The 13,070-nt window shown below is 53.8% G+C and carries 14 protein-coding genes and 1 other RNA gene; all 15 read left to right on the top strand.

Features of this window, described 5'->3' with window-relative positions; all coding sequences use genetic code 11:
* Positions 1–297: 297 nt before the first annotated feature.
* The 15 genes from glf (at position 298) to ssrA (ending at position 12,923) form a co-directional block, all read left to right on the top strand.
* Entirely contained in the window at positions 298–1,485 is a 1,188-nt protein-coding gene (gene glf / locus ACED88_RS06310; protein ID WP_449109083.1) for a UDP-galactopyranose mutase, read from the top strand.
* A gap of 17 nt (positions 1,486–1,502) precedes the next feature.
* Complete coding sequence (locus ACED88_RS06305) at positions 1,503–3,506, top strand: glycosyltransferase (protein WP_449107354.1); 2,004 nt, start codon at positions 1,503–1,505, stop codon at positions 3,504–3,506.
* Positions 3,503–4,384 carry an ABC transporter permease gene (locus tag ACED88_RS06300; protein WP_449107355.1) on the top strand — a complete coding sequence of 294 codons (882 nt, stop codon included), beginning with the start codon at positions 3,503–3,505 and terminating at the stop codon, positions 4,382–4,384. The genes ACED88_RS06305 and ACED88_RS06300 overlap by 4 nt, the downstream gene beginning before the upstream one ends.
* 5 nt (positions 4,385–4,389) lie before the next feature.
* Entirely contained in the window at positions 4,390–5,166 is a 777-nt protein-coding gene (locus ACED88_RS06295; RefSeq protein ID WP_237207158.1) for an ABC transporter ATP-binding protein, read from the top strand.
* A gap of 324 nt (positions 5,167–5,490) precedes the next feature.
* Positions 5,491–6,726: a CpaF family protein gene (locus ACED88_RS06290; RefSeq protein WP_185174813.1), complete on the top strand. Its 1,236-nt coding sequence runs from the start codon at positions 5,491–5,493 to the stop codon at positions 6,724–6,726.
* Positions 6,723–7,577 (top strand): type II secretion system F family protein, encoded by an 855-nt coding sequence (locus ACED88_RS06285; protein WP_185173104.1) that lies wholly within the window; start codon positions 6,723–6,725, stop codon positions 7,575–7,577. The genes ACED88_RS06290 and ACED88_RS06285 overlap by 4 nt, the downstream gene beginning before the upstream one ends.
* Positions 7,574–8,509, top strand: coding sequence for a type II secretion system F family protein (locus ACED88_RS06280; protein WP_449109082.1), 936 nt, complete (start codon positions 7,574–7,576; stop codon positions 8,507–8,509). The genes ACED88_RS06285 and ACED88_RS06280 overlap by 4 nt, the downstream gene beginning before the upstream one ends.
* 67 nt (positions 8,510–8,576) lie before the next feature.
* Positions 8,577–8,774 carry a hypothetical protein gene (locus ACED88_RS06275; RefSeq protein WP_237195971.1) on the top strand — a complete coding sequence of 66 codons (198 nt, stop codon included), beginning with the start codon at positions 8,577–8,579 and terminating at the stop codon, positions 8,772–8,774.
* A 9-nt stretch (positions 8,775–8,783) separates the two neighbouring features.
* A complete protein-coding gene (locus tag ACED88_RS06270; RefSeq protein WP_449109081.1) occupies positions 8,784–9,170 on the top strand; it encodes a TadE/TadG family type IV pilus assembly protein in 387 nt (128 codons plus the stop codon).
* Positions 9,151–9,609 carry a pilus assembly protein TadE gene (locus ACED88_RS06265; protein ID WP_449109080.1) on the top strand — a complete coding sequence of 153 codons (459 nt, stop codon included), beginning with the start codon at positions 9,151–9,153 and terminating at the stop codon, positions 9,607–9,609. The genes ACED88_RS06270 and ACED88_RS06265 overlap by 20 nt, the downstream gene beginning before the upstream one ends.
* A complete protein-coding gene (locus ACED88_RS06260; RefSeq protein ID WP_449109079.1) occupies positions 9,606–10,097 on the top strand; it encodes a pilus assembly protein TadG-related protein in 492 nt (163 codons plus the stop codon). The genes ACED88_RS06265 and ACED88_RS06260 overlap by 4 nt, the downstream gene beginning before the upstream one ends.
* Positions 10,098–10,178: 81 nt before the next feature.
* The gene (gene prfB, locus ACED88_RS06255) at positions 10,179–11,303 is read left to right on the top strand and encodes a peptide chain release factor 2 (RefSeq protein ID WP_237205064.1); all 1,125 of its coding nucleotides are present in this window, start codon (positions 10,179–10,181) and stop codon (positions 11,301–11,303) included.
* Positions 11,300–11,794, top strand: a complete 495-nt coding sequence (smpB, locus tag ACED88_RS06250; RefSeq protein WP_135012007.1) for an SsrA-binding protein SmpB — start codon at positions 11,300–11,302, stop codon at positions 11,792–11,794. Before prfB ends, smpB begins: the two co-directional genes overlap by 4 nt.
* 21 nt (positions 11,795–11,815) lie before the next feature.
* Positions 11,816–12,397 carry a DUF4190 domain-containing protein gene (locus ACED88_RS06245; RefSeq protein ID WP_449109078.1) on the top strand — a complete coding sequence of 194 codons (582 nt, stop codon included), beginning with the start codon at positions 11,816–11,818 and terminating at the stop codon, positions 12,395–12,397.
* 150 nt (positions 12,398–12,547) lie between these two features.
* Positions 12,548–12,923, top strand: a transfer-messenger RNA (tmRNA) gene (gene ssrA, locus ACED88_RS06240).
* Positions 12,924–13,070: the final 147 nt, after the last annotated feature.

Genomic DNA, 13,070 nt, shown 5'->3' with positions numbered 1-13,070 from the left:
TGCCAATGCAAGGGCGCAAAACGAAAAAACAAACTTTGGAAGTTGTTTTGGGCCTCATTGTGGAAAAATCAAGTTTCTCTTCTTGATTTCGCTATTGATATCGAGACCGGGGAATAATCACACGATCTTTCCAGCCTGTTAGCGGGTGGTGATCGACTATATCCGGTACTTTTGTTATTAACTGTGTTTACCCTGCGAGTAAGGGACACACCGAAGTTAAGCTTCTACGCTGTAGTAGCAGAGCATGGTTGTTCAGACTCACGATAGTTGTGCAACCCCTAACAAGGAGTAAGTTAAGTGAACGCTGATCTTGTAGTAGTAGGCTCTGGCCTCTTCGGCCTGACAATTGCCGAGCAGGCTGCAACTGAACTCGGTCTGAAGGTAGCCCTGCTTGACCGTCGCCACCACATCGGCGGTAACGCATACAGTGAAAACGAAGAGAAGACCGGAATCGAAGTTCACCGCTACGGCGCCCACCTCTTCCACACCTCCAACGAGCGGGTTTGGGAATACGTCAACCGCTTCACCGGCTTCACCAACTACACCCACCGCGTCTACACCAACCACAACGGTATCGTGTACCCCATGCCCATCAACCTGGGTACCATCAACCAGTTCTTCAACGCCGCCTACTCACCGGCTGAAGCCAAGGCGTTGATTCAGGAACAGGCTGGCGAGCTGGCTGGAACCGACCCCAAGAACCTGAACGACAAGGGCATCTCCCTCATCGGGCGTCCGCTCTACGAAGCCTTCATCAAGCACTACACCGCCAAGCAGTGGCAGACCGATCCCGCCGACCTACCCGCGTCCATCATTTCCCGCCTGCCCGTACGCTACAACTACGACAACCGCTACTTCAACGACAAGTACGAAGGCCTGCCCGTCGACGGCTACACCGCCTGGCTTGAGCGCATGGCCGCCCACCCCAACATCGAAGTTCACCTCAACACCGATTTCTTCGAAGAAGGCCACGAGTACTCCCGCTCCAAGGTCCTGGGCCAGGTTCCCGTCGTCTACACCGGCCCCGTCGACCGCTACTTTGACTACGCTGAAGGTGACCTGTCCTGGCGCACCATCGACCTGGAAGAAGAAGTACTCGACATCGAAGACTTCCAGGGTTGCTCCGTCATGAACTACCCCGACGCCAACTACCCCTTCACCCGTATCCACGAGTTCCGTCACTTCCACCCCGAGCGTGACTACACTAAGGATGCCACCGTCATTCACCGCGAATACTCACGCTTCGCGGAAAAGGGTGACGAACCCTACTACCCCATCAACACCGGTGCTGACCGCGAGATGCTCCTCAAATACCGCGAACTCGCTGGTGGAGAGCAGAACGTGCTCTTCGGCGGACGTCTAGGTACCTACAAGTACCTCGACATGCACATGGCTATCGGTGCTGCACTCTCAATGTTCGATAACAAGCTCCGCCCCCACTTCGAAAAGGGTGAAAAGCTGGTGTCTGGCGGAATCGAGGCATAAAGATGAGCGTAAAAAATATGTCTGAAATGAAAATCCTTCAGCGGGTCATCCTCCCCGAAGCAGTTCAAACCGATGTTATACCTTTGTACATTGACAGCGGTAGTGCTACTGGCGTGCAGCTCCCTACCCGTTTAGACGGAGACGCAGCTAAAACTATTGAGAAGGCAGCTGCACAACAAGAGCTGAAGAATGAAAATTCAATGGGGCCTGCAACGGTGAGCACCGACCTGCTTGGGCGCCGGTCAACTCATCTAGACGCGGGTAAAACTGTTTCATTTGGAACCTACTTCAATGCTTTCCCTGCCTCGTACTGGAGACGGTGGACCGAGCTGAAGTCAGTAACCCTTAGAATCACCACCGAGGGCGCAGGCATGGTTGTGGTGTATAAATCGAATGCCCGCGGTGTAATTCAACGTGTTGATGCCAAAGTGCTTGAAGGTGCAGAAACCGTAACCTTCGATTTGACGCTTGCTCCTTTTGGTGATGGCGGTTGGTACTGGTTTGACCTTACGGCAACCAAGAGTGACCTTACCCTGGTAGAAGCTGACTGGCTCGGTGATATTCAGCCGCGTCTGGGGGAGGCAGGCGGTAAAGCCACCGTACAGATTACAACTATGAATAAGGTGCAGTACTGCATCGACAACATTCGTTCTCTGGGTAATAACCTTGATGCCCTTGAGACCGTAAAAGAGATTCTGATCGTTGACCAGGGTACCGAGAAGGTCCAGGATCATCCGGACTTTGAAGAGGTTGTTGCTCCTCTCGCGGGTAAATTCCGCATCATTAACCAGGCAAATCTGGGTGGTTCTGGTGGCTTCGCTCGCGGCATGTTTGAGTCAGTAAACAATGGTTCAGATTATGTCATGCTGCTAGATGATGACGTAGTCGTTGAGCCCGAGTCAATTTTGCGTCTCATCACTTTTGCGGATTACTGTAAGAACCCCACTATTGTGGGCGGTCATATGTTCGATATGTACGATCGTTCGGTTCTGCACGCATTCGGTGAAGTTGTAAACCCCTGGCGTACCTTTTACGATAAACCGCACGAGGATATGTCGCTTGGCCATGACCTCGGTCGAAATAACCTGCGTAGCACCCACTGGATGCACCGTCGAGTAGACGTTGACTATAACGGCTGGTGGATGTGCCTTATCCCGACTGAAGTTATCAATAAGATTGGGCTATCCCTTCCCCTGTTCTTGAAGTGGGATGACGCTGAGTACGGTCTTCGCGCTAAGGAAGCAGGAGTTGCTACGGTGTCGTTCCCTGGAGCAGCTTTGTGGCACGTATCGTGGCAGGACAAGGACGATTCCGTCGGCTGGCAGGCTTACTTCCATGAGCGTAACCGACTCATTACAGCTTTGATTCATTCTCCCTTTGAAAAGGGCGGATCAGTTCTGCGTGAGTCTCTCTTCCTAGATGTTAAGCACGCTCTCTCTATGCAGTACTACACCGAAGAAGGTCGTCTCATGGCTATCGAGGACCTTCTTTCTGGTCCCGAGCACCTGCACCCTTCGCTCAGCGAACGTTTGCCCGTAATTCGCGGTAAGGTGAAGGAATTCCAGGACGCCCAGCTGAAATCGAACCTCGATGACTACCCCCAGCCTAAGACAAGTAAACCTCCCTTTAAGGGGCGTCGTAACTTCAGCTCGCCTGGCTACCAGAAGCTGATTCCGTGGACTATTTCTACGGTGGGCCGTCAGCTCTTTAAGCCGGTGGATGATCTAGCGAAAACACATCCTCAGATTCAGCTGAATTACTCAGAGAACCGTTGGTGGACTGTTTCTAAGTTCGATTCGCTTCTTGTTACTAACGCAGAAGGTACCGGTGTTTTCTGGTATCAGCGTGACCCCAAGAAGCTGCGCGAAAATTTGGCTCGTGCTTCGAAACTGCATGCACAGCTCTTTAAAAACTGGGCTGATTTGCGAAACCAGTACCGCTCTGCTGCTGCCGAAGTAGCATCCTATGATGCCTGGGCTAAAACCTTCCAGAAGCATACGGAGTCTGAGCTAACCCGATGAATAAACAAGTAACTCATCCTCTCTCCCCTCCGGGGCATGGCAGAGGGCTCCGTGATGTCTTTCAAAATCGTTACCTTCTAAAGCTGCTTGTCGACAAGGAAATTCAGGTCCGCTACCGCGGATCTGTGCTAGGTATCCTGTGGTCCTATATCAAGCCTGGTGTGCAGTTTGGCGTCTTCTATATTGCGATGGGTCTGTTCCTGGGCCTTGAACGAGGTATGCAGAACTACGCTATCTATCTGTTCTCGGGAATGATTGTTATTAATTTCTTCTCTGAAGGGTTTAGTAACGGTGCCAAGGCAATGGTCGTCAATGGGGCTCTTATTAAGAAGATTTATCTTCCGAGAGAACTTTTTTCAGTCTCTACAATTTGGGTAGCTTTAATTCACTTTGTGCCCCAGATCGCGGTGCTTTTAGTGGCTTGTCTCTTTGCAGGGTGGAGCCCGGATTTGAAGCAGCTGGGTGCTGCACTCGTGGCCATGGTAATCATTATGATTTTTTCTGCAGGGCTTGGACTCATTTTCGGCGTAGCCAATGTGTTCTTCCGAGACTCGGAAAACATTGTGGATATGCTCTTGATGGTTGCCACATGGTTTTCCCCTGTGCTGTATTCATGGACTATGGTGCGCGATACCCTGTACTCGTGGGTTATCACTGTTTATCTGATGAACCCGCTTACAGTTGCTGTTGAGCTCTTCCATTACGCATTCTGGATTCCTACCCTGCCTGAAGAGGCTTTGGCTCTACCTACCTCGCAGATTCCTCCGCATCTTCTTACCCTGTGGGTACCTGTTGCGCTGGGCGTTTCTCTCGTGACCCTGTTCCTCGGCGACTTACTTTTCCGTAAGCTTGAGGGCAACTTTGCCCAGGAGCTCTGATAAGTGTGGATATCAAAAAGTTTGATTTACCGCCTGTAGCAGATAATGCTCCTGTGGTCATCAAGGTTGAGTCATTGGTCAAGCGATTCGTGCTGAGGCATACTCGCTCGATGAAAGAGGCATTTGTCTGGCTGATGAAGGGCCGTAAGGGAGATTTGAACGAGAAGTTCAACGCTCTTAACGGGGTTTCCCTGGACATCCGCGAAGGCGAGCGCGTTGCCCTGCTGGGGTATAACGGCTCAGGCAAGTCCACCCTGCTGAAGCTGATTTCGGGTGTGATGCACCCGGATGAAGGTAAGGTGCTGACCGGCGGACGCATCGCGGGGCTCATCGAGGTTGGAGCAGGCTTTCACCCCGATTTGACTGGGCGTGACAATGTGTACCTGAATGCTGCCATCCTTGGGATGAGTAAGGAACAGATTGAAGCAAAGTTTGATGAAATTGTTGAATTCTCTGAAATCGGCAACTTTATCGATACCGAGGTTAAGTTCTATTCATCGGGTATGTACCTACGACTGGCTTTTGCCGTGGCTGTGCACACCGACCCGGAGATTTTCTTGGTGGATGAAATTCTGGCTGTGGGCGATGAGCCCTTCCAGAAGAAATGCATTGCTAAGATCCGAGATCTGAGTGCTGAAGGGAAAACCCTGGTTGTGGTGAGCCACGATCTTGATTTGGTGGCGAAGATCTGTGAACGCGGAGTGGTCCTGGACCATGGCTCTAAGCAGTTCGATGGTCCTATCGACGAAGCGATTGAATTCATGAGGGCAAAATCCCACTAGGGGAGCCTTCCCCAAAAATACCCACAAGCTAGATAGCTTGTGGGTATTTTTGTGCGTTGTTACTAGTCAGTAACTAGTTGTGTGTCAAAACATTACGGTTTTGAGGGCTGGGTTGAAGGTCTGTGGATGAAATGAGGGCCTCTAAATATTCTCCCTTATCAGAGAGGGATTTGTATGAAAGAGATGGGTGTGGTGGCGGTGATTGTGCGTGGGTTATCCACAGGATGCGTTGAGTATGGTTGATTGTTTTGCCTAATCATCTGTATCTTGTTTGGTAATTCAACGACCAGTCGCAACGGAGCGTAAGGGGGACAGATGCCTGAGATGCAAGCGGAGGCTTTAATTGAGGCGGACGTTCGTGATTTGATTCGTCGAAGCAGTATTGACCCGCTCGTACAGCAGGGGGAAGCCAAAGAACTGATTCAGCAGGCAATCGCGGACTATGAACGTCAGATGCTGCGTGGAGCAGTTCCACGGCTTGAGAATGCTGATGCCCTAATTAGCTCTCTATTCGATAAGGTGTGCGGTTTCGGTGAGATTCAGCAGTATCTAGATGATAGCTCTGTTGAAGAAATCTGGATCAATGCGCCGGACGAGATTTTTGTGGCTCGCGCTGGGGAATCTGAACTAACCGGGCTGACCCTCAGCGAAGAACAAATTCGTGCTCTGGTAGAGCGTATGCTCAAGACTTCGGGGCGGCGCCTTGATTTGAGTACGCCTTTTGTCGATAGTTCCTTGCCTGATGGTTCTAGGCTTCACGTCGCTATACCGGATGTTACCCGCCGTCACTGGGCTATCAACATCCGCAAGTTTATCGCTAGAGCTACTAGGCTCAGTGACCTGGTGAAGCTAGGTTCCCTGAGTGCGGATGCTGCAAAGTTTTTAGATGCGGCAGTGGCCAGCGGGCTCAACTGCCTGATTTCCGGAGCTACTCAGGCCGGTAAAACAACTATGTTGAACTGCCTATCGGCATCGATCGGGATGAGAGAACGCGTTATCACCTGCGAGGAGATCTTTGAGTTGAAAATTCCGCTTCGTGATGTAGTGAATTTGCAGTGTCGTCAGCCAAACCTAGAGGGCCACGGCGAGATTCCCCTTCGACGTTTGGTGAAAGAAGCCTTACGAATGCGCCCGGACCGTTTAATCATCGGTGAGGTGCGTGAGGCTGAATCCCTCGATATGCTCATTGCGCTCAATTCCGGGCTCCCGGGGCTCTGCACTATCCACGCTAACTCTGCCCGCGATGCAGTTACTAAGATGTGTACCCTTCCCCTCTTGGCGGGCGATAACATTTCAAGTTCGTTCGTTGTTCCCACGGTAGCTTCTTGCTTTGACCTGGTAGTTCACTGCGATCGTAATCTGCGCGGTAAACGGCAGGTGCGAGAAATCCTCGCTGTCGGCAACCGAGTCGAAAACGGGGTGATTGAAACCAGTACCCTATTTAGGCGAGAGGGAGACCAACTAGTATGTGTGGCCTCAGAAGTGCCATCACCCGAGAAATTTATTCGCGCTGGCTTCGCCCCTGAGACCCTTCTCAACTGTGATGGGGCGCTGGCATGAGTGCTTTATTCGGGCTGATGTTCGGTATTGGTGCCCTCTTAATCTATATGTCCTTTTGGGAGCTCCCTGCCAGGGAGAAAAAAGAACGAAAAGTTCCGGCGATACAACAGTTGCTGCGCCAGGCAGACCTAGAAAAGTTCACGGTATCTATGTTTTATATGGTTTCCGCTGTAGCTGCTTTTGTCGCCATGGTACTGACCTTCGCGCTGACTTCACTGGTTCCTCTGGCTGTACTCGCTGCGGGTGTTGGGTTCTTTGGCCCCCGCCTGGTGGTCAAACACCGGGCTACTCAGCGGCAGGCTCAGCTGCGGGATTTATGGCCCGATGCGGTGGACCACCTGCGGTCAGCAATCCGTGCAGGGTTGTCGCTTCCGGACGCCCTCATGCAGCTTCAGTACCGGGGGCCTGAGCCCCTGCGTCCGGCTTTTTCTAGCTTTGCTTCAGATTACCGTGCTAGCGGTGAGTTCCTTCCAGCCCTCAACCGTCTCAAGGACCGTTTGAGCGACCCCACCGCTGACAACATCATTGAAGCTCTCAAAGTCACTCGTGAGGTAGGCGGAACTGATTTAGGTCGCCTGTTAGGAACATTAAGTACTTTCTTGCGTGAAAACAGCAGAACGCGATCTGAACTTGAGGCTAGACAGTCATGGACGGTCAACGCCGCCCGTCTTGCCTGTGTTGCTCCCTGGGTCGTCCTGGGCCTTATGGCTACGCAGCCGAGCACTATCAGAATTTACAACAGCTTTGCAGGTTTTGTGGTGCTCGCAAGTGGCCTAGCCCTGACCGTTATTGCATACAGGCTGATGATGCGTATCGGCGCTCTACCGGAAGAGAAGAGGGTGCTAGCATGAACTTTTCCCTTCTCCTCGGCCTTTTCCTAGCGGCAGGAGTCTGGCTGGTGCTTTCGAGTATCTGGACCCAGCGCCGCGAGAGCTTTGCTGACCGTATAGCGCCCCAGCTTCGTGCCGCGGAGCTGAAGAAGAACCGCCCAGATACGCCGTATAGCACGCTGCCTGAGGGGGTGTACGGCGCAAGCGCGGCCCTTCTCGCCCCCTGGGTCGAAAAAGTTTACCGTGGGTTGGGTAGGTCTAGCTTTGATACAGTATCACTTGAAAAACGCCTTACCCAGTTAGGCGGGCATCTGACGGTTGTTGAGTATCGGGTACAACAGGTTTTGTGGAGTCTCGTGGCTACAGCGTCTTGTATCTGTCTGGTAGCTGTGGGACTTGCCCAGGGAAAAGTAAACCTTGTGCCCGGAATCCTCCTGATTGTATTAGGCGCCTGTGCCGGGTTCCTTGCTCGTGACTATTGGCTGTCCCAGCAGGTTGCTCAACGGGAGAAAGCTATGCTGGCTGAGTTTCCTGCCTTGGCAGAGCTTATGGCCCTATCCGTTACCGCGGGCGAATCAGCCATCGGTTCGCTTGAACGAGTAGTGCGTAGCTCGCAGGGCGAGCTTTCTCGTGAATTTCAGACGATCCTTGCGATGACGCGCTCCGGCGAATCGCTGGTTTTTGCGTTGCAAAGCTTCTCACAAAGGACGTCGGTGGCTGCCCTATCTCGTTTTGTAGACGGTCTTGTTGTAGCTATCGAGCGCGGCACACCTCTGGCAGATGTTCTGCGGGCCCAGGCGCAAGATGTGCGTGACAACGCCAAACGAGAACTGATGGAGACGGCCGGAAAGAAAGAAATCGGAATGATGGCCCCCGTTGTCTTTCTGATTCTTCCCCTTACCGTACTTTTTGCGATGTTCCCAGGTCTTTCTCTTCTAAACCTCAATTTTTAATCCCGCCCGCTTGCGGGCAGTCCATACCCACCCACCCTATTCAAAGGAGAATCCCATGAAGAAGTTCATGACCGACACCTACCTCAAAGTCCTTCTCAGCCTTGTTGCGCCTATGACAAGCCAGGACGACCCTGAACGCGGGGACGTGCCTGGCTGGGTGATGATAACGATGATGTCGGCTATACTCGTGGCCGCTATCTTGGTGGTTGCCCAGGACGCTCTCGTCAATATGTTCAATAACGCAATGTCAATGATTAACCGCTAGGAGAATCTCGTGAGAGCAGCGTCCCCTGAGAATGAGAGAGGTAACGCGACGGCGGAGTTCGTTATGGTATCCGCTCTGGTTGTTTTGCTTTTTCTTGGCGTCCTGCAGGTTGCCTTTGCCCTATTTACTCGTAACGTGCTGCAGGACGCGGCTTCTCAGGGGGCACGTTACGGAGCCATGCTCGACCGGGAACCTGCCGATGGGGAGGAACGGACGCGTGATTTGCTGTACTCAGTTCTTCCTGACCAGTATTCAACGACGATTAGTAGCTCCATCACCCAATGGCAGGGAGTAGAAGCTGTGCAGATTACCGTGACCGCCCCGGTTCCCCTGCTCGGTCCTTTTGGTGTAGCAACCCAGTGGGAGGTGAGCGGGCATGCTGTGGTTCAGCGGTAAGTCCAATAGTAAAGCTGAAGAAACGCAACGTACAGACCACCCTGAACAGGGCAGCGCCCTGGTTGAATTTATTGGTCTGGGTGCCCTACTGATGGTTCCAACAGTCTATTTTCTGCTGTCAGTTTTTGCCATGCAATCGGCTGCTTTTGCGGCATCTAATGCCAGCTCTCATGCTTTACAGGTGATTCAGTTTCTGCCACCGGAGCAACGTAACCAATCTGCTGTTCAAACAGTTGCGGCGCTAACAGCTGGCGACTTTGGTCTAGACGCTAACACCGTTACCGCCACGTTGAGTTGCGAGGACGTCTGCGCTGCGGGGGAGCGGATGTCGGTGGACGTTACCGTTGAGGTCGGGCTGCCTTTAGTGCCCTGGCCAGGGGCACCGACTCTTGCCACTATGACCTCACAGGCTGTGAGTTGGGGAGGAGACTACTCATGACGCACTATAATCAGGTCCAGTTTCAGCAGGTGCCCTGCCCTAAGGCCGCCGAGAGCGAAGCTGAACGGGGAAGCGTCCTTCCACTCATCGTGGGGCTGTGCCTGGTACTTCTGCTGGTTGCTTCCACCGTCGTTGGAGTAAGCTCCGTCTACCTCGAAAGACAGCGCCTCCAGGCTCTAGCCGACCAAGCAGCGACGTCTGCCGCTCAGCGCATTGAGGGCATCACAGCGGTAGGGGAGGCCCAGGCCCAGGTGACTCTCACTAGCGCCGGGGTGCAGGCGTCCGCTCATACCTTTCTGCAAGAAAGCGGCGCCGGTGCCGACTTTTCCCACCTCACCTTAAACCCCGCAACCGGGGCGTCGGGAAACAACACCGCGGTAATCATTCTCTCAGCTAGGGCCCACCCACCACTTCTCTCTGTTGTATTACCAGACGGCATCGATATCACCGTTACCGGCCGGGCGCGCGTTATCACCACCCAAGACTAGAACAGAAGCGCTCTGCCCCGTCAGCGCAAAACAGGGGCAAAACCGGGCGCTTACCATCGTTTTCAGCTAGGGTTAATAGTCATGGCTACTTTAGATTTTTCTGCCCAGATCAAAACCCTGCGCTCAACCTACGCCTCCATCGAAGAGGTCAGCGACGTTGAGCAGCTGCGCGCTACCATCGCAGAACTCTCTGAAGCAGCCGGCGCCCCCGATCTCTGGGATGACCCCGACGCCGCCCAAAAGGTTACCTCCCAGCTCTCCCACAAACAGGCCGAACTCGATAAGCTCGTCAAACTAAGCCAGGCCATCGACGACCTTGAGGTCATGGTAGAACTCGCCGACGAAGAGGGCGACGCCGATACCCTTGCCGAAGCAGAAACCGAACTGCACGCTATCGAAAAGCGCCTAGCAGAGCTCGAAGTAATCACCCTGCTCTCGGGCGAGTACGATCAGCGTGACGCCGTCGTCACCATCCGAGCGGGAGCCGGTGGCGTGGATGCCGCCGACTTTGCCGAGATGCTTCTGCGCATGTACCTGCGCTGGGCCGAGAAAAACGGCTTCGACACCACGGTGATGGATACCTCCTACGCCGAAGAAGCCGGCCTCAAATCAGCAACATTTGAGGTCAAAGCCCCCTACGCTTTCGGGCGCCTGTCGATTGAAGCGGGAACCCACCGCCTGGTGCGTATCTCTCCCTTCAACAGCCAGGGCAAGCGCATGACGTCCTTCGCAGCGGTGGAAGTCATCCCCCTCATCGAGCAGACCGACCACATCGAAATCCCCGAGTCTGAACTCAAGATCGATGTCTTCCGCTCATCTGGGCCCGGCGGTCAGTCCGTGAACACCACAGACTCCGCCGTCCGTATGACCCACATTCCCACCGGCATCGTGGTCTCCATGCAGAACGAAAAGTCCCAGCTACAAAACCGAGCCGCAGCACTGCGCGTCCTGCAATCCCGCCTCCTCCTGCTCCGCAAAGAGCAAGAGGACGCCAAAAAGAAGGAACTTGCCGGTGACGTCAAAGCCTCCTGGGGCGACCAGATGCGATCCTATGTGCTCAACCCCTACCAGATGGTCAAAGACCTACGAACCAACTATGAAGAGGGAAACCCCAGCGCCGTATTCGACGGTGCACTCGACGGTTTCATCGACGCCGGCGTGCGGTGGCGCGCGGCAGAACGACAGAAAAGAAAGAACGAAGAATAATCGTGGCTAAGAAAAAAGTAACGAAAGAAGACCCGAATAACCACACCATAGCGTCCAACCGCCGCGCTCGCCATAACTACAACATCGTAGAAACCTGGGAGGCAGGGCTGGTGCTCATGGGCACCGAGGTTAAATCCCTGCGCGATGGGGGAGCCTCAATTACCGACGGCTTCTGCCAGATGTACGGCAATGAGCTGTGGCTAGAGGGCATCCATATCGCTGAATACGGGCGCGGCTCCTGGACCAACCACGCAGCCCGTCGCCGCCGTAAACTGCTCATGCACCGCAGCGAAATCAATAAGATCGCTCAGAAGCTCAAGGAAAGCGGCTACACCGTCGTGCCCCTCAAACTCTATTTCAGCAAGGGACGCGCCAAGGTAGAAATTGCCCTGGCCACCGGTAAACGCGACTACGACAAGCGCCAGGCCCTGCGTGAGCGCCAGGACAACCTCGAAGCCCAGCGCGCTATGCGCTATAAGAACCTGGGATAAGAAACTACTCGAAGGAGAGAAATGACCACCGGAAACAACAAGGAAAACCCCTACGGCGATTACGTGCCCGGGCAGTACAGCTCAGGTGCTACAGAGCAGGGAAACGGGGACTATAGCCAGCAGGCTAACAGTGCTTCCTCACAGCCTAACTACACACAGCCCAACTACTCACAGCCTACCTACGGCCAAGCAGATTACAGCCAGCAGCCTGCCAGCTACCCGTCCTACGGGTATGACGCTTACGGCCAGCAGGTAGCCTCAGCACCTAAGGGCCTAGCCATTACGTCGCTGATTCTGGGTATTCTATCCTTCCTGAGCGGCTGGGTCGTTCTGGGCGGCATTCTGGGCATCGTTGGGCTGGTACTGGGTATTGTTGCCCTGCGTAAGACCAAGACCGGTGGCGGCGGCAAGGGGCTGGCTATCACCGGCATCGTATTTAGCTCCCTGGGCATTCTTATTTCCCTGGCAATGCTGGTGTTCTTCGGCTGGATTTTCTCGGCCTTCGGTGAGTGCATGGCCTACTCTCAGGACGAGGTTCTCATGGAACAGTGCATTAACCAGCAGCTGGGCCTTGACGTCACAGATTCAAGCAGCAACGTCTAATCAACCTGCCAGCTGGCTCTTTACAGCATGGAGAGCCAGCTGGTAGACTGGTACATCCGAGCTAATTGGGCCGGTGTCTTTCACTGATGAGTTGCGACTCGAAAGAGCACTGGAAAACGCTTAGCTTGGCGTTCTTTGATAAAAGAATATGGGGATGATCGGTTTCGACGATGTGAGTTGAGATGGATGAAGCGTGCCGAGGACGCAGGGTTATCTCGTTAACGCCCTCTGCAAAAAAATAAGTGCAGAATCTAAGCGCACTGACTTCGCACTCGCTGCCTAATAATCCCAGCGATGCAGTCTGGTAGCCTGAGCTTGCCTTTGGCTCAGCCCCTACCATCAGTTTAAAAGGCCACTGCTGCCCGTCCTTGTCGTAGGGCCGGGTGGGACTTTTATACGGCTAGGTTAGGCCTTGTAAGTGTTTGCGCAAGCAAGGTAGCCGAAAACACCGCTTTCACAAACTGCGCACGGAGAAGACCCGTTGACGCCACATCGGACCGGGGTTCGATTCCCCGCATCTCCACAGTATTGAGGCCCTTCGCCCGGGTAATCCGGGCGGAGGGCCTTTTCTGTGTCTCTACGAGTTGGCGTTACTTCGGGTTATAGGCAGAAAAGTGTGTCCCACCCCGGGCGCGTCACCCACCACGACCACCCCAACCACGCCGCACCACCA

The sequence above is a fragment of the Rothia sp. 11273D007AR genome, assembly GCF_053547255.1.
This window is presented reverse-complemented; position numbering and strand designations above follow the sequence as displayed.